The organism is Deferribacter desulfuricans SSM1 (genome assembly GCF_000010985.1).
GTDB classification, from domain to species: domain Bacteria; phylum Chrysiogenota; class Deferribacteres; order Deferribacterales; family Deferribacteraceae; genus Deferribacter; species Deferribacter desulfuricans.
Genome location: NC_013940.1, coordinates 87,748 through 111,023 on the forward strand (window position 1 = coordinate 87,748; position 23,276 = coordinate 111,023).

The 23,276-nt window shown below is 24.0% G+C and carries 20 protein-coding genes; 12 read left to right on the forward strand and 8 right to left on the reverse strand.

The genetic code is table 11. The annotated features are described in order from the left end of the window. The 5 genes from DEFDS_RS11440 to DEFDS_RS11460 all read left to right on the forward strand — a co-directional run bounded on the left by DEFDS_RS11440 (position 1) and on the right by DEFDS_RS11460 (position 2,440). Positions 1-339 (forward strand): hypothetical protein, encoded by a 339-nt coding sequence (locus DEFDS_RS11440; RefSeq protein ID WP_013008935.1) that lies wholly within the window; start codon positions 1-3, stop codon positions 337-339. 109 nt (positions 340-448) lie between these two features. After that, on the forward strand, positions 449-793 hold the full coding sequence (locus tag DEFDS_RS11445) for a hypothetical protein (protein ID WP_013008936.1): 345 nt from the start codon (positions 449-451) through the stop codon (positions 791-793). A 37-nt stretch (positions 794-830) separates the two neighbouring features. Then, the gene (locus DEFDS_RS11450) at positions 831-1,151 is read left to right on the forward strand and encodes a hypothetical protein (protein WP_013008937.1); all 321 of its coding nucleotides are present in this window, start codon (positions 831-833) and stop codon (positions 1,149-1,151) included. 58 nt (positions 1,152-1,209) lie between these two features. Further along, positions 1,210-1,686: a hypothetical protein gene (locus DEFDS_RS11455; RefSeq protein ID WP_013008938.1), complete on the forward strand. Its 477-nt coding sequence runs from the start codon at positions 1,210-1,212 to the stop codon at positions 1,684-1,686. 145 nt (positions 1,687-1,831) lie between these two features. Continuing rightward, a complete protein-coding gene (locus DEFDS_RS11460) occupies positions 1,832-2,440 on the forward strand; it encodes a hypothetical protein (protein ID WP_013008939.1) in 609 nt (202 codons plus the stop codon). A 171-nt stretch (positions 2,441-2,611) separates the two neighbouring features. Here DEFDS_RS11460 and DEFDS_RS11465 read toward each other — a convergent pair whose 3' ends face one another. Together DEFDS_RS11465 and DEFDS_RS11470 are read right to left on the reverse strand one after the other, a co-directional pair. Beyond that, entirely contained in the window at positions 2,612-3,664 is a 1,053-nt protein-coding gene (locus tag DEFDS_RS11465) for a hypothetical protein (protein ID WP_013008940.1), read from the reverse strand. A gap of 37 nt (positions 3,665-3,701) precedes the next feature. Continuing rightward, positions 3,702-4,298, reverse strand: coding sequence for a hypothetical protein (locus DEFDS_RS11470; RefSeq protein WP_013008941.1), 597 nt, complete (start codon positions 4,296-4,298; stop codon positions 3,702-3,704). A gap of 168 nt (positions 4,299-4,466) precedes the next feature. Here DEFDS_RS11470 and DEFDS_RS11475 point away from each other — a divergent pair, with 168 nt between their 5' ends. After that, the gene (locus tag DEFDS_RS11475; RefSeq protein WP_013008942.1) at positions 4,467-6,374 is read left to right on the forward strand and encodes a hypothetical protein; all 1,908 of its coding nucleotides are present in this window, start codon (positions 4,467-4,469) and stop codon (positions 6,372-6,374) included. A 168-nt stretch (positions 6,375-6,542) separates the two neighbouring features. Next, positions 6,543-7,346 (forward strand): hypothetical protein, encoded by an 804-nt coding sequence (locus DEFDS_RS11480; RefSeq protein ID WP_013008943.1) that lies wholly within the window; start codon positions 6,543-6,545, stop codon positions 7,344-7,346. Here DEFDS_RS11480 and tnpA (DEFDS_RS11485) read toward each other — a convergent pair. Further along, positions 7,343-7,768, reverse strand: coding sequence for an IS200/IS605 family transposase (gene tnpA, locus DEFDS_RS11485; RefSeq protein WP_013008875.1), 426 nt, complete (start codon positions 7,766-7,768; stop codon positions 7,343-7,345). The two genes, DEFDS_RS11480 and tnpA (DEFDS_RS11485), sit on opposite strands and share 4 nt — an antisense overlap. A 22-nt stretch (positions 7,769-7,790) precedes the next feature. On the opposite strand from tnpA (DEFDS_RS11485), the gene DEFDS_RS11490 reads away from it, so the two are divergent. Both DEFDS_RS11490 and DEFDS_RS11495 read left to right on the forward strand, forming a co-directional pair. Continuing rightward, on the forward strand, positions 7,791-9,122 hold the full coding sequence (locus tag DEFDS_RS11490; protein ID WP_013008876.1) for an RNA-guided endonuclease InsQ/TnpB family protein: 1,332 nt from the start codon (positions 7,791-7,793) through the stop codon (positions 9,120-9,122). 218 nt (positions 9,123-9,340) lie between these two features. Next, positions 9,341-14,683, forward strand: a complete 5,343-nt coding sequence (locus DEFDS_RS11495; RefSeq protein ID WP_041224019.1) for a hypothetical protein — start codon at positions 9,341-9,343, stop codon at positions 14,681-14,683. Here the strand turns inward: DEFDS_RS11495 and tnpA (DEFDS_RS11500) are convergent. Continuing rightward, complete coding sequence (gene tnpA, locus DEFDS_RS11500) at positions 14,680-15,105, reverse strand: IS200/IS605 family transposase (protein ID WP_013008875.1); 426 nt, start codon at positions 15,103-15,105, stop codon at positions 14,680-14,682. The genes DEFDS_RS11495 and tnpA (DEFDS_RS11500) overlap by 4 nt on opposite strands. 22 nt (positions 15,106-15,127) lie before the next feature. On the opposite strand from tnpA (DEFDS_RS11500), the gene DEFDS_RS11505 reads away from it, so the two are divergent. Together DEFDS_RS11505 and DEFDS_RS11510 are read left to right on the forward strand one after the other, a co-directional pair. Beyond that, the gene (locus DEFDS_RS11505; RefSeq protein WP_013008876.1) at positions 15,128-16,459 is read left to right on the forward strand and encodes an RNA-guided endonuclease InsQ/TnpB family protein; all 1,332 of its coding nucleotides are present in this window, start codon (positions 15,128-15,130) and stop codon (positions 16,457-16,459) included. 577 nt (positions 16,460-17,036) lie between these two features. Beyond that, positions 17,037-18,626 carry a hypothetical protein gene (locus DEFDS_RS11510; RefSeq protein WP_041224020.1) on the forward strand — a complete coding sequence of 530 codons (1,590 nt, stop codon included), beginning with the start codon at positions 17,037-17,039 and terminating at the stop codon, positions 18,624-18,626. A gap of 91 nt (positions 18,627-18,717) precedes the next feature. On the opposite strand, the gene DEFDS_RS13355 is transcribed toward DEFDS_RS11510, so the two are convergent. The 3 genes from DEFDS_RS13355 to DEFDS_RS11520 form a co-directional block, all read right to left on the reverse strand. Further along, a complete protein-coding gene (locus DEFDS_RS13355) occupies positions 18,718-18,852 on the reverse strand; it encodes a hypothetical protein (protein ID WP_269446365.1) in 135 nt (44 codons plus the stop codon). A gap of 142 nt (positions 18,853-18,994) precedes the next feature. Further along, positions 18,995-20,281: a hypothetical protein gene (locus DEFDS_RS11515; RefSeq protein ID WP_161595895.1), complete on the reverse strand. Its 1,287-nt coding sequence runs from the start codon at positions 20,279-20,281 to the stop codon at positions 18,995-18,997. Between the two features lie 32 nt (positions 20,282-20,313). Continuing rightward, positions 20,314-21,807, reverse strand: coding sequence for a hypothetical protein (locus DEFDS_RS11520; protein WP_013008945.1), 1,494 nt, complete (start codon positions 21,805-21,807; stop codon positions 20,314-20,316). A gap of 244 nt (positions 21,808-22,051) precedes the next feature. On the opposite strand from DEFDS_RS11520, the gene DEFDS_RS11525 reads away from it, so the two are divergent. Further along, complete coding sequence (locus DEFDS_RS11525) at positions 22,052-22,585, forward strand: hypothetical protein (RefSeq protein WP_013008946.1); 534 nt, start codon at positions 22,052-22,054, stop codon at positions 22,583-22,585. A gap of 7 nt (positions 22,586-22,592) precedes the next feature. On the opposite strand, the gene DEFDS_RS11530 is transcribed toward DEFDS_RS11525, so the two are convergent. After that, positions 22,593-23,204, reverse strand: coding sequence for a hypothetical protein (locus DEFDS_RS11530; RefSeq protein WP_013008947.1), 612 nt, complete (start codon positions 23,202-23,204; stop codon positions 22,593-22,595). Between the last annotated feature and the right edge of the window lie 72 nt (positions 23,205-23,276).

Sequence of the window (23,276 nt, forward strand, 5' to 3'; positions counted from 1 at the left end):
ATGAGTAATAAAAATTATGAAAATACAAAATTTACTTATAGAAACATAGATAAAATAGACGATATGCCAGAAACTATAGAAGAAGTAGTATCTATATTTGAAAGAGGAAATGATAATCAGATAATAAAATTATTAGCTTTGTGTCAGAAAGAACCTTTTTCAGAAATAGCTAATTTAGTTTTAGATGTATGTGATTATATGGAAGACAATCCAGAACATGCAGTATATGGTTTACCTACTTTATTTAAAAAAACTATTTTATATTATAGAAATGAATCGAAGTTAGAATCTGATTTAGATAAACCATTTGATAATAGTTTAGATGATCTTAATATATAAAATAATTAACAATATTTTTAAAATATTAAATTATTTGTAAAAATTAAGTTGACATTTTATTAAAATTACAGTATAATATTTATATATTAAATTAAAAGGAGATGTTAATATGAGAAAACTGTTTTTAGTATTAACAAGTTTTATAATATTAGCCATGGTAATTGGTTGTAGTGGATCTTCGATTACAATGGATGATTTAAAAATGTTATATCCGTTTTTTAGAGATACGAAACTACAGTGTAGTTTAGATGGTAATGAAGTAAAATGCTTTGATAAGAGAGATAAAAGTAATGTCGTTTTTTATTTGAATGAAAAAAATATTATAACAAAAGTAGTATTAAAACTTAAAAAGGGAGCTGATGTAACAATTACAGAAAAAGGTAAAATTTTAAAACTTATAGATGAAGCTAATAGTGATTATTACAGACGCAAAAATACAAGAAGATTATTTTAGAACAATATAAAAAATAAAAAAAGAGCAGAGGTGATTTATGAGTCATGTACCAGAAAAAAATAATGTAAAAATGGATTATCCTTTGTTATTTAGTGCTGCGGAATTTTTAATTGGTCTTACTGGAGCTTTTGGTGCTATCTTTGTTATTATGTCTTTAATTCCTGCAATAAGATATGGTTTAAATTTTTATGCTTTATTATCAGCTATATTATCACTTTTAGGTATTATTTTAGGTATGGGTATTGGTTTTGCATTTATGAGAATGGTAGCAGCATCTATAGATACCAGGAATTATTTATATGATATTTATTTAGAATTGAAAAACTTGGATAAAAAGACAGAAACAAAACAAGAATAATATAACAAAAATAATATTAATATTAATTAAAAAAAATAAATATAGAAAGGAGATATTTATGAAAAAATTATTGGTTATTTTTGGGCTAACTACTTTCTTACTTGTAAATAACTTATTCAGTGTTAGTTATGCTACAGAAAATAAAACTAAAACTTCAGAAAAGCCTTACTATATTATATTTGATAAAAATTTTATAGAACATTCTCTTAAAGGATTAACTGGATGTAAAATACTAAAAGTGGGAAAAGGTGATGTATCTAGTTACGGCATTACAGATTTTGAATATATGTCATCTACTGTTGATAGGAAAAAAGGTTTACCTGTTAAGCTATATAAATTTATAACAAACAGTCTTGAAATTGAAAAGAAATATGTACAAAAAAGAGGTTATAATGCATTAATCGTTCAAGATGTTGAATACGTTTATGGATTTGATACTAATGATTCTATGTCTATTATTAATGGTAAAGTAGGCTCAAGATCTCTTGCAGTAGCTGTAGTTTATGTAGATGCTTTGATTAAGTGTAGAAATTAATATCAAGATTTAATATATAAAATATAAAAAATATTTTTACTATACAAAAAAGGGTAGAATTATCTACCCTTTTTTTTATTTATTCAAATAATTATCAAATAGCTTATTTAGAAATTAAATTAAGTATAATGAATTTGCTTTTGAAATGAGTAACTTTTATATTGAAGTATATGAAGATAATGAACTTATAAAAATTATAGATTTTCATTTACCCAGTAATCCTTACTCATATTCATATTCTAAAAAGAAAATATTAAATAAAATAAAAAATACAAAAGCTAATTATAACTTTTATCTTGATGTTTGTAGTATAGCTGAAATATTTTTTACACCACCTAATTTATTGAAAAATAGTGAATATATACTAGCAACTGAATCTTTTACAGAAGGTTCTTTTACTACTGTATTAGATGATGATAAATTTGACTCTAAAAAACTATTAATTGTAATGGTTACTTTAGAAAGATGGTCTATAGATGGTTTTATATGGAAAGTATTTTATGGAGAAGATGCTAAAGTTTTTGGTAAAAAGTTAGAAGAATTAATGTGTAAATATGATACGGATTTAGAAACAGAGAAAACAAATTTACAACTTTTCGAAGAAGATTATATTAAAACAGGTAAATACCAGGAATTACTTAAACAATATAATATAAAAGAAATAAATCTTAATAAGATAAATATTAATAAAAAACCTAATAAAGAAAAAACACAAAATTTATCCCTCCACCACCCACAAGACACATTCTTTTAGGTAGGTGATGTAGTGGGTGTCTTCTGGGTTTCAATATATTGTTTGATAACCTCAAGCGGAGCTCCACCACTAGGGAGAGGAGGAAGTCAATAAAATAATAAATATATAAATAAAATTAATTTAATTATTTAATCTTAAAAATAAAAAACCCCTCATCAAGAGGGGTATATTTTACATACTTAAGTCTCTATCAGGTTTTGGTGCAAAGAATGATGTAGGGTCATTAAATTTAAGATCATCTTTTTGATCCATGGAGAATCTTTGTCTAACTGTTTTGTAAAAATTCAAAGCAGTTAATGTAACAGTATCTAATTTATTTAGATTCTTTGGATTATTTAAATCAAAATCTGGGTCTTTCTGAGCGAGTCTGGATACTTTATCAAGCTCTTTTTCTAAATCAATTCCTACAGATTTAAAGGCATCAATATAAAGATTATAAAGTTGAGAATTTTGTTCTATAAATTTATTATTCTCCTGTCTATATTCCATAATATCTTTGTTAAATAAATCCATTAATAAGTATTGTTTAATTTCATCATCTACATTTAAATTTAGTATTTCATTAACTAATTTTTCTTCGTTTTGGCTGCCATCTAAAATTTGTAAGTTATTTTTAATAAATGCTGATCCTAAAATCATGATTGGTGTCATTCCGTCAAAGAAATTTATAAGGTTACCTATAAGATTTGATAATGATTCTTCAGTATGAAGAAGATTGTTAAAAACTACGTTTTTAATCATGTTCCCTTTATCGATATTTAAATAATTTTCAAATGTATCAATTCCTAAATCAGTTATCGCTTCTTCTAAATAATATTTAAAATCATGTTGGTTTTCTTTGTAAATATCTTGGACTTGTTCATAGGATTTCATATAATTTTTAATAAAAGCGTCTTTTTCTTTAGGTGTCAAATGATTTAATAGATCTTCAAGTCTATATTCAATAAAATAATTATTAAGAGCTAATAATTTAATAAATTTTAATTTATCATCTTTAGTGTTTAAATCTAATTTTGCTAAATCCCTTAAACTTTGCTGGAAATAATTTAATATTTTTTCTGCTATAGCTTTATTAAAGTTTAAATGATTTTTATTATTAAACAAAAGATTTTTCATTTGTTTTAAATCAATTGGTTCTAAGTTTACCATATCTGTATCAGTTAAATTATCAATTTCTTTTATGTATTGAGTAGATACATTTAATGGTTTTAATACTTTGGCCATAAAAAACCTCCATGTATTTTTATATTTTTAGTTATTTTCATAATGATAAATCCTGATTATAAGATGTATCAATTTGTTTTAAATTAATATTATTAGTTTCTGGTGTAATTTCGAATACATAGTTATCAATTACCTGTTTAATTTCATCCATTACTTGTATGAGTTTCTCACTTGTTAAATCGGATGATCTGTACAATATGGAATAGTTCAATGTTTTTTTGTCCAAAGTAGTTTCAATCGCAATAACCAACTTGGATGTGAATTTATCATTGATTTCATCATATACGTAATAGAATGTATTTAACAATCTTTTATTTATATCATATTTAGGTACACTATTTTCCTCATACATTAATTTAAATGTATCTATTAAAGTTTTATATTTGTTAGGATTATTATCAATTGGAGTTATATATTCTAATGTTACAAGGTATTCCCCTGGAATTTTTTTATTTATTTTTTGTAACTGTCTAAGTTTGTTTAATGCTTTTTGTTGAAGTTTTTGTAATTGACTTATATAAATGTTATTGTCTTTTGTTTGTTCAGTTTCATTTTGAAAATATAATAATTCATCATTTGTTGTGATATATAAATTTTTAATATTTTTCTTTTTTTCTTTGTCTATTACTTTCATATAATAACTCCTTTCTTTATTATTATAATATTATTGTTTTTCTATTAAATATATAACATAAAAAATAAATTTAAAATTTGTTAAAAAATCTGTAATATTTTTTTATTTAGAATTGTGTAAAAAATTTGTTATACTATATATTAGTAGAATAGTCTGGAGGAAAGTTTTATGTTTGAAAATTTTAAAGATAATTATAATATTAAACAGAATAAAAAATTTCAAAAAAATTATAACAATACATATAATAATGAACTAAATAAAATATATTCAAATTTTATAACTTCATTAATAAAAACATTTGACCAGAATGCAAAAGAATCTCAAACAGTTTTCAGAAATTTCGATATTAAAGTTCCTATGGCTAACATAAAAGGTAAGAGATTTATACAAACTGCTGCAGATAAAAATAACAATTTTAAAATGGTTTTTATTGATTATGTCTGGAATGATTTTGTTAAAAGAGCTGATATTGATAGTATAAGTAAAGCTATAATATCTTCAGTGAAAAATATAATTAGTAGTGATAAATATAATAATGTATTTGCTCTCTGGAAACAGGTTAATAATCTTTTATCAGATCCTTTAAAATATATGGTACAAAATAAAAACGAAGAAATAAAGGTAAGAAATATATTAGTAAGTAGGATTATAAAAACAATTAATGATTTTATAAACAATAATACTGACCGTTTATTTAATAAATTCAGTGAAATACACAGTAAAGAACAGAATATGATACAAAAAAATGCAACCAGTATAAAAGCTAATATAAGAAAACATCTCACTTCAATGTTTAAAAATAGTATGATGGGAATGTCTACTGAAAGTTTTATAGGTATAAAAACAGCTGTAAATTATATTTATACTACCAGTATATTAAATACTAAAGAAAATATTAGTCAAAATGATATTTTAACAAAATATCCTTTATTATTTAAAATATATAAAAATCTTGATAAACTAAAAAATAATCCAGATTCTTATAAGATGCTATTTAATGTTATTTATGAAAACCAACCAGATGTTTTAAATGTTATAAATAATCAAATAAATAATATAGAAAAACAATTCGAATCTTTTAATAATCCTTATTATATGTATTACAAAAAATATATATCATTTCTTAAAGCTTATTTTACATATCAACATAATGTTTTAAAAATATGCAAAAATTATGTTAATAATAAAATAGACAGAGAAACTTTAAATAAATTATTAAATAAAATTAAAGTAAATTTTGAAACTGAAAAATTTACTTTGCAGGATTTTTATACAAAAGTACTTAAAATGAATACTATAAATCCAACTATAGTAAATAGTCTTGCTCACATATTAGAAACATTTTTTGTACATCAACCAGTAATACCTGAGTTTTTAGCTTATGAATATAAACATTTAATAGATTTTTTTGAACCAGTTTTACCTTCAGAATCAAAACTTTTTATGAAGCAAGATCCTTTATCTAATTTTCTAGATAAAGTATTAGGTGAAGATAAACCTACAAAACAAGATTCTGATAATGAAATTAAAGAGCGAGGAAAAATAATAGATGCTCTATTGGATTTAGTAAAAGATAACAATATTCCTATTAATGATAAAGAAATTGAAGAAGAGATGAAAAAGTATGGTTTAGATACATCAGATCCTGAAAAAATAATAGAATTCAAAAAAGAATTATTAAGTAAAAATATTATACCTACACTGGAACAAACTAATTATCAAATTTTTAGTATGATTCAAGATATAAAATCTTTAATTAGTAGTACTATATATGCTAATTATGTTACTCTTACAGATTTAAACAAATTTAAGAACTTAAATGATTTTTATGAGATAGATATTGAAAGAAGATTTTTAAATCTTAATTACAAATATCCTTTAGTTGATATAAATGAAATAATAGAAAAAGAAACTACTAATGAAAAAAAGACAAGTACATTATATTTAGATAAATTTATTACTTTAAGTTGTTATTTAAATTATATTTCTAAACTGATATTAAAAGAACTAAATAAACAAAAACCTGAAGTTTCTAAAGATTTAGGTTATAATGCAGAAATGAATTTAAATTATTAATTATATTTTTATAAAATTTACAGTTTTTGATTTTTTTTGTTATATACAACATATGAATGTTTATAAAAGTTATAGGATTGGTAAGATTATTACTAAAATGATTTTATTAAGAAATAATTTATTAAGAAGTAAATTAAGAAGTGAATTAAAAAGTAAGGAGTAATTTATATGAGTCAAAAATATAAATACTCAGATATAACATTAAAGCTGATGGTTTTAATTTATTATTTGTTTAGTTTGTTGTATGTTTTTATTAATATTGATTTAAAGTATATATTAGATACAAAAGTTATAGGTTTTGTCTTAATCAATTTATTTTTATTTAATCAAATAGTTATTAAAAAATCCTTTAATAAAACGTATCGTGATGTAGTTTATGGTTTTTTAAATACTTTAATACTAACTATTTTTGCAATGATGTTTTTTGCGATGTGTCTAAAGTTTTTTATACATATAGTTTATTTAAAGTATGTTTTATTCAATTTTTTATTATTACAAATGATATTAATTGTAAGTTATTATTTAATTATAAATAAGTCTTATATAAAAGGTTATTTAACTTTTATTTTTCTTTTTTCTATATTTATTATATACACGTTGAATCAAATCTATAACTATGATAATGTTATATATCTTAGTTTATTTTTAAGTACAATAATACTTATAGTAAGTATTAATTTAATTGGATACAAATATTTAAGATTTTATTTAATACATAAAAACCGTTTAATGTATCAAATATTATTTTATTATAATCAACTAATGAATGGTAAGCAAGCTACTCAAACTACTAATGAATTGTGGAAAGATATTTTTATATTTTCTTATAAAAAACATATCGAAAACAAATATTATATTTATTTAGATAACTTAGTTAAGAATAATATATATTTTTATATAGATCTGTTATCTCATTCTATTACTTTTATAAAATATTTATCCCTCCACCACCCACAAGACACATTCTTTTAGGTAGGTGATGTAGTGGGTGTCTTCTGGGTTTCAATATATTGTTTGATAACCTCAAGCGGAGCTCCACCACAGGAACCTGCAAAATAGCTTGGAGACCATAAAGCGTTTTTCCAGTAATACTGCCTTAATTCAGGATGGATTTGTTTTAGCTTTCTGGAAGAAACACCTTTTAGCGAATTTACCAGTTTTGAGACTGCCACCTTTGGCGGATAGTTTACAAGCAAATGGACATGGTCGCTTTCTCCATTTAATTCTATCAGTTCTGCCTCAAAATCTTGACAGACTTTGGCGAAGATTTCCTTTAAGGTTTCTAAGTGTTTCTTTTGAAATACGCTCTTTCTGTATTTAGTTACAAAGACCAAATGCACATGCAGAAGAAAAACACAATGCCTACCAGTTCTAATTTTACTTGACTTTTCCATAGACCAATACTATAATATAACAATGATTACATGTCAAGCCTTTAAATTTAAACTCAAGACCAATGAAGAGTTAGAAAACAAGTTCGCCCAATTTGCCGGCTCTTGTAGGTTTGTATGGAATAAAGCTATTGCTTTAATAAAACAAAAGCTTGATATAAAAAAGGTAGATAAAATCATCAATATCCACTTGCCACAATATTACAAAAATACTGCTACTATACCTACCTATAACGAAATGGCGGGAATGCTTAAATTATGGAAACAATCCGAAGAATACGCTTTCTTAAAAGAAGCACATTCTCAAATTCTACAACAAACCTTAAAGGATTTATACAAAGCCATAGACAGTGCTTTTACCAAAGGCAATGGTATATCTTTTCCAGACTTCAGGAAGAAAGGTAAATCGCCAGACAGCTTTAGATATCCTCAAGGCTTTAAGATAAATAACAATAGAATATTTTTACCTAAAATAGGATGGGTTAGGTTTTATAAATCAAGAAACATAGTTGGCAAACCAAAGAATGTAACAGTTAAAAGATACGCCGATGGCTGGTATATAAGCGTAGTTACCGAAAAAGACACATCAATTAAAGAAAATCTATCCAACCCCGTGGGTATAGATGTAGGTGTAAAAAAGATAATCACACTATCCAACGGTTGTTACTTCGAGCCTCTTGATTTAAGTAAATATGAGAAAAAACTAATCAAACTCCAAAGGCAACTCTCGAGAAAACAACACCCTACCAAAAAAGGAGATAAGACACCGTTTTCTAATAATTACAAAAAACACCAAAGAAAAATAGCAAAGATGTGGCTTAAGATAGCAAATGTGAGAAACGATTACCTACATAAAATAACAACAGCCATAGCCAAAAAACACGGCTTTGTGGCTGTAGAGAATTTAAAGGTTAAGAACCTAACCAAATCTGCAAAAGGCACAAAAGACAGCCCCGGACGTAATGTAAAAGCTAAATCAGGCTTAAACAGAAGCATTCTTTCTCGAGCGTGGGGTAGGTTCTTTGAACTGCTTGAGTATAAACTCCAGAGAAATGGGGGGAAACTGGTTAGAGTTGACGCTAAAAACACCTCTATAACCTGTCCTCTATGTGATTACACTAATAAGGAAAACCGCAAAAACCAAGCGGTATTTGTATGCAAAAAGTGTGGTTTTACGTCTAATGCTGATTTGGTAGGTGCGATAAATGTTTTAATGAGAGCGATGAGGAAGGAAAACCTTATAACCCTACCGCAGGGCTTGCGGGAAGTCACGCCTGTGGAGTATGCCAGAGAGTATACGCTGAAGCAGGAACCAGCGGGAAACCGTGAGGGATTACCGCTTCCATCGATAGCGTAGATGGGAATCCTCTTCCTTTAGGGAGAGGAGGAAGTCAATTGCTCGACTTGTATTCTGGTATAAGTTTAGTTAGTAACACTAGTAATACTGATAAAAGATTTTAAATCATTTAAATAAATCAATTTTGTTATATTAATAATGTAAATACAGTACATGTAATTAATTTATAAAATTAACATGTAAAAATATATATATAAAATAAGTAAAGAGGTAATAGCATGAGTATAAAACTCATAAATCCTAAAAAAACCAATTTATTTTTAAAATATATTAATCAGAAGAATAAATTTATATCTGAATATCATTATGGTAACATAGCGGATATACTTAAAAGAAATGTTCAATTATTTGGGTATCGTAGAGCATATGAGAATGAAGTATACGGGATTTTAGGAAATGTTGTAGAATTTTTAAAAAAGTATAACTTTCATTTTATTACAAAATATGAGGTAGATAGCAAACAGATAAATATATCTAATATTAAATCAAAATTTTATAAATTAAATGATAATAATTATTATATATATTATGATATTAAAGACAAAAGTTTTTTTAATTTAAATCACAATTTTAAATGGTTATTTTTACAAAATAATATAATATTTAAAGACACTGTTTATTATAAAATAATTCAAGAATATTATCAGCAAAAAAGAAATTTATATAGAGAATATCAGAAAACTTATAACATATATAAAAGTATGTATTATAATACTAAAAGTTTAGATGAAATTTATGATTATTTTCCTATGTCTTATTTAATTCATGTAAATATAGATAAGGATAAATCTTCGGTTTATTATTTAAACAATTTTAAATCTAAATTTATAATTCCTTCGATGAGTTTATTGGATAATAGTTCCACATATGACATTTCAACTTTTTTTATTCACAATGAAATAATAAAAAAATTAATAGAGCAAAGGAAAAATAAGATCTGGGAAGATGTTGATTTTATAATGTTACCTTTTGAAGACTATGCTAGAAGATATATAGATTCAAATGCTATTACTTATATAAGAGATATAGTTTTTAAAAAAGGAGAAAACAATCAGAACAACCAAAACGACCAAACAGAAAAAAGTAAAGAATTAAGAAGCAGTGAATCAAACGACATAAAATCAACTCAATTAACTATTGAAAACATATCACATAATAAGTTGTCTGATAAATTATTGCAGAAATTTATTTTAAGGAATTATTCTTTAGACATTTTTACTGACAAATTAAATTTTTACAAAGATAGTTTTTTATCTGATGTAAATAAGAAAATAAATACTGTTGTTTTACATGATCCAGCAAATAATGATATTAATGTGTTGCAGGATGCTGGTTATAATATAATTGAAACTAACAATAAAAAACTTCCTATTTTAATTAATATAGATAGCGTTGCACAAGATCGTTTATTTGTAATGCATAATATAATAAAAACTTCGTTAAATTTTATATTTAAAGATTATATAGTGTATCCAAAATCAAAAGATGATTTCTTTTATAATGAAGATATTAAAGCTGCCTTTAACAAGCTTAGCGAAAAATTTCCTGAATTTAATGGTAAAATTGATAAATTATTTTTTACATATTATTATATTAAGACAACACAACAGAAATTGTTAGAAGACATAGAGTGCTATGTTGATAAAGACTTATTATATAATGAACAATATAATTTATATTTAGAAAACGTTCCTAAGAATATTTTATTTTTAGATGAAGATATTCAATTAGATGAAGTAAATTTATTGATTAGTGATGTTCATTTATATAATAGTCTAAAAAAAGATTTAAGAAATGAAACTAAAGAAATTATTTTAAGAAAATTAATATCTATACAGGACCTTTTTTTAAATTATCATGAAGAAATATTAAAATATTTTGAAAAAAAGTGGCCTCGTACAGATTTTGATAATGATAGTAAGTATAGCTTATTAGGTTCATTATCTTATTGGAATAAAAATGAGTTACAGTCATTATTAGATACTGTTAAAGCAAATTACTTGGATAGATTTGATTTTGATAAATTAAAAAATGCCTATATAGGTTATAATATAGTAACTTCTTATTTATTTAAGTATGGGTATATAATAAGTCAAAATAATAAATATTTAGAGGAGCAAATAAAAAGATATATAACTGATTTATTAGATGTAAGTTTTGATTTATATAAATATATATTAAGCGAAAAAATAAAAAAATCTAAGTTTAACTCAAAATTAGACGAAAAAATAGGTGATTTAAAAGAGACTATTATAAATAAAATAGTTAATAACATAGTTATTTCGTTAGATAATTATAGCGTAATTAGTTTACATAATCATTATCATTTATTCTCTATGTTATTAAATAAGGATTTTGAATCTTTTGTGGATACCATAGTAGAACTTCCAGAATTTAAGAATAAGATTGAAAATTTTGTTAACAAGACTTTAGATATTATAAATAAAAGTGATAATTATTTAAAATCAAGGCATAAAAATTATTTTGAAGAGATAGAACAAATTTTAAAAGGTGAATCTAATGAGAATTTAGAATCAAAGATAATAAATTTATTCTATAATTATAAAGAAAAATCTGTGTTAAAAGAAGTGCATGACCAAAGAAACGATTTATTTGATAGTAATTTAGATTTAGCTTATAAATATTATAATACAGAAAAAGGAAAACTTGATTATTTAAATAGTTTAATTAAAATAACCAAAACCTATTCATATAGTTTAGATAACCCAAGTAAAATAACAAAATTAAATAAATACAAAGACTTTTTTAAGAATTTATCTATGTCTTTAAAAGATTCATATTTGTTTGATATAGTTAAAGTTGAAAAAGAGAAAAAAGATATTGAGAGTCTGAGAAAAACTTTACAAAATGAATTTATACCAGAATTTTTTGATATAATTAGTAATTTACATATATTTAAGAGTTTAAATAAATATGTAAGTTTTGGTGATTTAAAAGATCTCTTATTTAGATTAGCAAAAAATGATAGGGATGCGGTTTATTTGTTATATGAGTATTTAACTACATCTAAAGAATTAACTATTTTTATGTCATTGTTATTAAGTAAAAAAGGACAGTATAATAGTTATTTAACTCCGGAAGAAATTATTTTGTTGTTAAACCCATCAGTAAAAAATTATTTAGAAGAATTAAAACAATTAAAAGATGAAAAAATGAATCTTATTTATGATAAATTAATATTAAATAAAGATTCAAATACAAATAACATATTAATATATTTACCTTCTGTAGAGAAATATACTTTTACAAAGGATTTATCATTTGGAAATGATATTGATATTGAAGAAGCTTTTAGAAATAATGATATTGAAATCTCAAAAACTTATATTGGTAACAATATAAGTTTATCATCTGAAATTGGTGAATCTATTACTAGTTTAGATATAGAGAAACTACAGCGAGTTAATTTTAAAGCGGGCCAAAAAAATGTATTTTTTATTTATGATGATACTGTAACTGAAATTGATACTTATAAGGATAAATACATATTAGAAAAAACAAACAAAGAATTTATTCTTTCAACTTATATACATTTTAAAAATGATAATGTTATTTATGAAATAAAGTTCAAAGGCAATAAAGTTAAAAAATTAATTTTAGAAAGTATAAATTATGACGAGTTTTTGCCTGTTTCATATAAAGAAAATAATATAAAACTTTATAGTAATATTTATAATTTTGTAAAAAAATATATTGAAATTCAAGCTACAAAGCATGGTTTTCAACCTTATCAATTTCAGATTGAGGATATTACAGATACTATAATGTACTATTTTTATAATAGAGAAACTAAGTCCAGTATTTATAATATGCATTTTAATGCTCAAGATATGGGTTTGGGTAAAACATTTATATCAACACATAGTATTTTGTTAAGTTATTTTAAATATATTTATAATAAGCAACCGCAATTATTTAATAAACTTAAAAACCATTTATTAGATGACAATGAAATTACAAATCTTGTACGTACTTATTTAAGTGATAAAAAATTAAATTCTACATCAATACTTGTTTATGGTGATAACAAGATTGCTAATACATGGAAAAACTATGCTAAAAATCAAGGATACAAATTTATAGAAGTAAATGAACAAAATTTAGATGATGTACTATATAATCTGGATAGAAATGAAAAAACATTATATTTGATGTTGCAGGAAAAAAACAAAGAAATAAAAAGACCTGGTAATACTGTAAAGAAAAGAGCTACAATTAAGGTTAAGAATGTAACACTTAATAATATATCAGGTATTAAGTTTAATTTTAATTCAGTGAATAACAATACTGATAATGTATATAAGATGCTATTGAGTTTATCTAATTATATTTTACCAAATGCAAAAACAATGAAATTATTTTTTAAATATAATAAGGAAATCTTTCAAGCTTTACAAAGTAGCTATGATAAAGATGTATTTTTATATCAAAATTTATGTGTAGCAATAGGTAATAATATAAAAAAATATTTAGGAATAGATGTATTTAATACTTTAAAACTTAACGAAATATTATCAAAAGAAAATTCGGATACTGTTAAAACAGAAGAGATTTACAGCAAGATATTTATAGGGTTGTTTTATTTATATAACTTATATCTGTTTCAGCATTTATTATTATCTGAAAATCATGTTAATCAAATAAATATAAAAATGAATAATTTAAACATATTAAATACTTTTGCAGATGATAATATTAAATTTTATAATGTGGGTTTTATTTTAAATTCTTATATTGATATAGTAAGAAATTCAAGTTTAAAAGAGCATAGTTTATTTTCATATATAATAAATAATTCAAAACAAAATGACGTAAATGCTCTGTCATTGATTAATACTTTACAAAATCAAAACTTAGTGTCGAACCAAAATAATATTGAAAGTTTAGTTACACATATAGAAAAATTTAATAATTTGAAAGATATTGTTATTAAGAAGAAAACACCTGTCATTTATAAGAGTTTAAATTACACTTACATTAATCATTCAAAATTATCAAAAGAAAAACTTGTTGATAAGATTAATGAAAAATTATTAAAAAATAATTATACAATATTTAAAACTAAAACAAATGATGAATTAGAAACTGATAATTCTATATTAAATGCGGATTCTACATATACTATAGCAGACGAAAAAAATAGTATAAATTATATAATTAAGAAGATATTAACTACACCTACTTATTTTAAAAATCTTATGAATTTGTTAACTACTTCAAATAATAGATTATATGATACTATAATAAGTAATAAAAGTTATGCAAGAACTAAAACATTAAGTAATTTACCTACATTTGCATCATCTATTGTTAATAATTTAATTTATATACCTACATTAACATTAATATTAGATAGATTTAATAATACTTATGATTCTAACGAAAATAAAATTAACTTAAATTTTGATAAAATTGATTATGATAAACAAGAAGTTGCAAGAATAATGGATCAAATATATTATTTAGTACATTTGACTACATTTAATACTGTATCAAATTCTACTTTATCCCTCCACCACCCACAAGACACATTCTTTTAGGTAGGTGATGTAGTGGGTGTCTTCTGGGTTTCAATATATTGTTTGATAACCTCAAGCGGAGCTCCACCACAGGAACCTGCAAAATAGCTTGGAGACCATAAAGCGTTTTTCCAGTAATACTGCCTTAATTCAGGATGGATTTGTTTTAGCTTTCTGGAAGAAACACCTTTTAGCGAATTTACCAGTTTTGAGACTGCCACCTTTGGCGGATAGTTTACAAGCAAATGGACATGGTCGCTTTCTCCATTTAATTCTATCAGTTCTGCCTCAAAATCTTGACAGACTTTGGCGAAGATTTCCTTTAAGGTTTCTAAGTGTTTCTTTTGAAATACGCTCTTTCTGTATTTAGTTACAAAGACCAAATGCACATGCAGAAGAAAAACACAATGCCTACCAGTTCTAATTTTACTTGACTTTTCCATAGACCAATACTATAATATAACAATGATTACATGTCAAGCCTTTAAATTTAAACTCAAGACCAATGAAGAGTTAGAAAACAAGTTCGCCCAATTTGCCGGCTCTTGTAGGTTTGTATGGAATAAAGCTATTGCTTTAATAAAACAAAAGCTTGATATAAAAAAGGTAGATAAAATCATCAATATCCACTTGCCACAATATTACAAAAATACTGCTACTATACCTACCTATAACGAAATGGCGGGAATGCTTAAATTATGGAAACAATCCGAAGAATACGCTTTCTTAAAAGAAGCACATTCTCAAATTCTACAACAAACCTTAAAGGATTTATACAAAGCCATAGACAGTGCTTTTACCAAAGGCAATGGTATATCTTTTCCAGACTTCAGGAAGAAAGGTAAATCGCCAGACAGCTTTAGATATCCTCAAGGCTTTAAGATAAATAACAATAGAATATTTTTACCTAAAATAGGATGGGTTAGGTTTTATAAATCAAGAAACATAGTTGGCAAACCAAAGAATGTAACAGTTAAAAGATACGCCGATGGCTGGTATATAAGCGTAGTTACCGAAAAAGACACATCAATTAAAGAAAATCTATCCAACCCCGTGGGTATAGATGTAGGTGTAAAAAAGATAATCACACTATCCAACGGTTGTTACTTCGAGCCTCTTGATTTAAGTAAATATGAGAAAAAACTAATCAAACTCCAAAGGCAACTCTCGAGAAAACAACACCCTACCAAAAAAGGAGATAAGACACCGTTTTCTAATAATTACAAAAAACACCAAAGAAAAATAGCAAAGATGTGGCTTAAGATAGCAAATGTGAGAAACGATTACCTACATAAAATAACAACAGCCATAGCCAAAAAACACGGCTTTGTGGCTGTAGAGAATTTAAAGGTTAAGAACCTAACCAAATCTGCAAAAGGCACAAAAGACAGCCCCGGACGTAATGTAAAAGCTAAATCAGGCTTAAACAGAAGCATTCTTTCTCGAGCGTGGGGTAGGTTCTTTGAACTGCTTGAGTATAAACTCCAGAGAAATGGGGGGAAACTGGTTAGAGTTGACGCTAAAAACACCTCTATAACCTGTCCTCTATGTGATTACACTAATAAGGAAAACCGCAAAAACCAAGCGGTATTTGTATGCAAAAAGTGTGGTTTTACGTCTAATGCTGATTTGGTAGGTGCGATAAATGTTTTAATGAGAGCGATGAGGAAGGAAAACCTTATAACCCTACCGCAGGGCTTGCGGGAAGTCACGCCTGTGGAGTATGCCAGAGAGTATACGCTGAAGCAGGAACCAGCGGGAAACCGTGAGGGATTACCGCTTCCATCGATAGCGTAGATGGGAATCCTCTTCCTTTAGGGAGAGGAGGAAGTCAACTAGATTATTCGATAACCTTAGTTATTATAATTTAATTTATAAACATGACTATTATAAACTAATAAAGTTATTACATAGTAATTTAAACAATACTCTTTTAAAAGACATATCTAATGAAAATTATGTTCAGGATTTAATAAATAAAATAAATAATGATACTATAGAAACATTATACAATACAATTTTTGAATCAGTTTTAATAAAAGATGATTTATCCATTAAGCGATTCTGCAAAAAAATAAATACTTTATTAGCTAATCCTTATTATTCTCAATCAAGATTAAAGAATGTAAATAATGTTTATGATAAGTATGTAGAAAACAAAGAAGAGGATATTCAAGAAGAAATTTTTATTACTAACAGAGAAAACTTTCTAAATTGTGATATAAAAATAAATGAGAATGTTCAGATATGTCCTGATTGTGGTTTCGAGATTAAAAATCCAGATACTGAAAAATGTCCAAACTGTAATACAATATTAGAATATTTTATACATTATACTAGTTGTGATTGTCCTTCATGTAACGAGCCAGTACCTATGTCAGTATTGAATAAGGAAATTCCTTATTGTTCTAACTGTGGCGAACCTTTGTTTGTATTAGGTGATAATATATATCACAGAATTAATGAATCTGGATTATATGAAGTAATTAAACTTGACAACGAGGTGAAAACATTAAGTACTTACAGTTTAAATAATTCATATTATAAAATTAAAAAGAATTTTCTTAAAAAATTAAAAGAAGTAGCTTATAACAATTTTAAAAGTGACAGAGAAAAACTGGTCCTTATTATAGATGAATTTCATGAGTATATAAACAACTTACAGTCAGCAAAAAGCGAATTATTATCATCAATTGTATCATTTGCTAAAAAGTATATGACAGTTATAGGAGCTACTGGTACCATTAACGATGGTAGATTAAGTACGTTTTACAGTATGTTATATTTAACTGATCCATATGTTAGCAATACAACTACATTAACAGATTTTGAATCTAAATATGGTAAATCTGTTAATGCATATGAAATTAAATCATCTAAATTATTAGATTATGTTAAAGACATTAATAGTAGATTAGCTAATAACACAATTAGTTTATCTGAAAAACAAACTGCATTATTGGAAAGTTTAAAGAATACAGATAAGAAAGCTATTGAAAGAATAATTAATTCAGATAAAGGTTATGGTGATAATATTGTTGAATTGATAAAACAAAAGCTTCCACCTGTACATTTAAGAAGACATGAAGATGTATCAGAAATTAATTTAACTGAAAAATATTATATACCTAAGCCTCAAGAATATTCTATAGATTATACTTCTCAGGATATGAAAGAGGCATTAAATAAGTTTTTATCTATAGCATTAAACAGTAATGTTGAAATAAACAAATTAATAAACTCATTTTTTGAGTTGTTAAGTGTAGTTTCATACAAAAGTATGGTGGAATGGAAGTATGAACATTATGTAAAACCTACAATACAAGAAGCTTTATCAAATAAAGAAAAAATTATAGTAACTTCTGGATATCAAAAAACACAAGAATATTTAATAGAGAAAATACAGCAAGATTTTGGTAATATAGCTGAAATTGGTGTTTATACAGCAAGCACTAAAAAACAAGCTGAAAAAACAGGTTTATTAGATGCAGTAGTAAATGGTGATACCAATAAAGTAAAACAACCTGATATCTTTATAGCTTCAGCAAATATGATAACAACAAGTTTAAATGCTCGTGCTTATTCAAAAATGATTATTACTGAACCGTTTACTTATGATATTAAAGTAATGTCGCAATTAAAAGCAAGAATTAGACGTTTGGATAGTCATTGTAAAAATCCTATTGTATATATTTGTGCTGCTGATATAGAAACAAATGTATTAAAGATTTTAAATGCAAAGAATAGTGAAATGGAAGGCAGTATTATTAGTTTATTGAAACATAAAGAAACTGATCCATTTGCAGTTGTTAAACAGGTAATTGAAGCTAAAGAAAGTATTTATGATACACTTAATACTTTAACAGGACAAAATTCTCCAACACAAACACAACAAAGCAGTAATAATAATACAAATAATAATGCTAGTGATGATTATTCTTTAACAGATACTATGAAACTGTGAAATGAAACTATAAAAAAAATAGCTTAGAATTAAATTAGATTATAGATAAAGATAAAGTGTATTTAAAAGTAAAATATTATGAAAAATAAATTTACTGGTTTACTAGTTTGTTTTTGTTTCTAATTTTGACTCTTACTTTTGCTTCTTGTTTATCCTTTTTGTATAAAATATATTGTGTTATAGTAATTAATATTAATAAAACAGTTAAAAGTAATTCATGTTTCATTAATAAAAACCTCCTTATTAATCTTGTTTATTTTTATTAATACATATTATTAATATATAAATTTACTAATATATAATTTAATATTAAGATATTTTTTTATCAAGAAAGAATTTAGTTAATTTGTATCTTTAAATTAGAGAAATCACATATCTAAATCATCAAATAACAAGTTTGGTTTATTATCTATTTCCATGTTTTCGTCTTTTTCAATATTTTCATTAATATTTTCTTCATTAATTATTTCTGATTGTTCTTCTTCATTTTCATAAAGGGTAGGGAAGTCTATATCATCTTGAACTAGGATACTATTCTCTTTTAATTCTAATGATATATAATCTATAAGATTTTCATTATCATTTGAAATATCTGATTTTGGTTGATTATAATCAGATCCTAATTTTTCTTTAAATAGAATATTACTTAATTTATCATAATATCCCTGGCGTTTTTGTTTTAATATTTCAATATAAATAGTTTTAAAATAATTATGTAGTAACGCATAATCTTTATTTTTAATTATATAAAATAAAGTATCAAAATCTTGATTAAAACAGGTTTTAGTTTGTTCTGTATTTATATCATGAGTAAGTGTATTTACAGGTATTAATTTATTAACAATACGTTTAAATTCTGAGTTATTATATATATTTTTTACTACTTGAAATTCAATAGGGTATAATGTTAAGTAATCTAAATTTGTTAGTCCATTATCTACTAATACATCATAATACTTATGAGATTTAATAAATTGGGTTATATCATTAAAAAAATAATTTAAAATGTCATATTGTAATTCAATAATTACATTAGGATTTATAGAATAAACAATACTTCTATAATCAAATTTTTTATTTTTATTTTTTTGTGTTTGTTCTATTGAATCTAGTATATGTTGATTGAAAGTATCTATATTTATACCTTCTAATGTAATTATGTAAGGTAATTTTTGGTAAAATGTTAGTTTGTCTTGCATATTAACATAAGGATATAAATTTAAACTTTGTATATCTTTGTCTTTTTCATCCATAAGAATGAGATTTAATGAAGAATTATGCATTAACTTAGGGTTACTTAAGCTTAATAAATTAACATACCTGTTTTGATACAAAACAGGTACACTTAATGATTGCTTATAAGTAAATTTTTCAGTTTTAGCTTTATAATCTAAATCTTTTAAATAATCTAAAAAAATATTTTGTACAGCTTTATTAATTTTTTTATTTTCTGCTGAAGTTAAGTTTTTTTTATCAAATACCCATTTAAGTAAATTAAAACTAGGTAATTTAATATTATTAAAATAAATAAAACCATATTGTGATTGATTATATTTAAATTCTGAAATATGGCAGTTGAATTGCACAATATTTGTTTGATTAATATCATTCTGATCATTCTGATTAGTCGTTTTATTCATATATACACCTTCCATACATTTTATTTATCAATATTATTTATCATAATCTAAATTATAGAATTAATATCTAAACCATTTTTATTATCATCTACATCTATAATATCTAAAGTAGTTAATTCTTTATTTTTATTAGTTTGTTGTTGATTTTCATTTTCTGATACTAAAATATTAGTAATAGTTTCTTCTATAATTGGATCTAATAGTTCATCTTCTTTAGTGTTTGTTTGATCTATATATATAGATGATTCTATTTCTTGTAATTCAGTTTCTTCATCTACACCATTACTTAAATCTATTAGTTCAATTTCTACAGGTTCGGTTTTAATTAAATTAGTATCTTGAGTATTCTCCATTGGCTGTTCAATAACAGTATTGGTTGTATTATCAACTGTTGTTGTATCAGTTACTGTATCTACTGTATCAGTTGTTGTATCAGCAGTATGTTCAACATCTTTCTCATATATTTGTTTATATTCTTTTATAAAACTATCAATAATATCGATATTATACTGGTTTTTTGTAAGTAAGGTATATAAGAGCTGGTTAGATATATCAGCTGATTTATAAGGTTCACAAGTTGTTATTGAAAATGTAATAAGTTCAGCAATATTTAATAAATAACTAATAATATTACCTGAAATATTAAACTTTTTAGAAAATTTATGTATAGTAGGATTGATTTGATCATGAAGCTTTTGAATTATAAAGTTGAATATAGTGCTACGAGCATCTTCTAATGAAATATTTATTGTATCTCTTTTATTTTTATTAATTTCCTTTTCAATAGTATGTAGGAGTGAATATAAAGGACTTAAATTAATAAGAGTTCCTTTATCTACAATTTGTTTATTTTGCTTAATTGAATACGATATTTCAAGATCATTACTTATTTTGTTTTTATTACTTTTAGATTTAAAATTATTTATATATAAATAAATATTTAAACTGTTATTTTTATCTATAGGTTCATTAATTACATCTATTAAGCTAAACATTTTACCAACTAGGAAATTGTATAATAAAGTTGATTTAGTTTTATTTATTAAATATTCAGGATCGTTTAGTCTAAAAAGTGCATATTGATATAATAATTGGGGTATATCTTTTAATTTAAAGCAGTATTTATTTAATTGTTGATAGAGTAATTTTAATAATAATTTATAATCTCTAATTATAGTATAAGTAGTATTAGTTTTTTTATCATGAATTTTTAATACTATTTTAGTTATGTTTTTTCTATACGGTGTAGATTTATCTATAATATAAGATACATTTGCTAGTTTTAGACTAAAATTAGAATCTTCAATTATAGTTAATTCTTGGCCTTTGTTAACATTTTCAATTGTATCTCCCAGCAATAGATTTTTAAGTGTATAGGTTAATTTTATTAATTGATTTGTGGTTAGTTTATATGAATTTAAGTATTGATCTGCATCATTATAAACAGCTAATTTAGTTGGATATGTATTTAAACTATTTTTTTCTCTATTATAAGAAATAGTACCACTAAAGATTTTCATTTTAGTTATTACTTCGCCCATGGATATACCTCCAAATATAATAATACATCCAAATATAATAGCTTTTCTGTAATATATATAACAGATTTTATTTAATTATTTGGGTTAAAATATTTGATATAATATTTAAGTAAATATTTAATTAATAAAATATTTGACAAATTAGTTATTTTATAATATAATAAATTAATAAAGTTAAATTAATAAAATAAAAAACAAGATAAAAAATAATATATTAAAAAAATAAAATATAAGGATTTAGCTTATGCATTATATTATATGTATTGATCCGGATACAAAAGAAAGTGCTTATTCAAGAATTTTAATTGATAATAAGCAAAAAATTAACATTGAAGTTGGCGTTTATGATTCCCAAAAAAAAGAATTTTGGTTAAAACTAGTAGAAAATTCTTATACTAATTTACCTCCTATTATTGTAGTGGAAAACCAATATATTAATATTAGAAAAGGCAATCATAAAGATATTATTGGTTTATTAAAAACAGCATTTAGGTTTGAATTTTGGTTTACAGATATTTTAAATTTAAAGATTCACACTGTGTTTCCATCTTCATGGCAAAATTTTATATTGAATGAATATGGTTATAATTTAAGAACATATAAGAAGAATAAAATAAATAAACAAAAGCTTTTTGAAGAAACAGCCTTAAAATTCTATCGATCAATAAATAATAATAACGAATTAGTTAATTTTAATAAAAATAACTTAAATGATATTATAGCGGCATTATGTATTACTTATTATGTAATTAAACAGCCTTTTTTATTTTATAATTAATAAAAAATTATAAAGTTATATCATAGTAAGAAACATTTTGTGTATTTTCAGTAATAGGTTTACAATTTATATTTAAATGGTTAATTATATCATTTACGCTTAATCTGTTTAACCTGTTTTGTATATCAGTATATAAATACTCTGTTAAGATAAAATCTATAATTTTAGACTTAATTGTACCAGGTAAGTTTTGAATTATTTCTTTTAATTTTTCTTTTTCAGGTACATTAGAAAAATATTGAGAATAATTATTAAAAATAAATTGAGTAAATTCAGGGAAATTGTTGAACAGAGAGAACCAATACTTGGATAGTTCTTTTTCTAATACTATATTAGATGTTTTATATTTATCTTTAAAACTAATAACTGTAAACAGATGTTTTGTATATGGATATACTACTTGTGTACCATTATTATATGGAACCCTAATAGGATCTATTGAATAGGTTTCAGGATTAATTACAAGTCTAGTTTTGAAACCTTCTATACCTAATCCTACAGCATTTACAATTTCATCTAAGCTATATGATTCTAGCAATTGTTGTAGTTTGTTTGTATCAACTTCAATAATTTTATAATTATTATTAAAATTGGAGTAAACTTTATAACGTTTTATCATTACTCCTCCTAATACGTAATTTTTATAATACATATCAATAATATATATAATATATTTAATTTTAAATGTCTA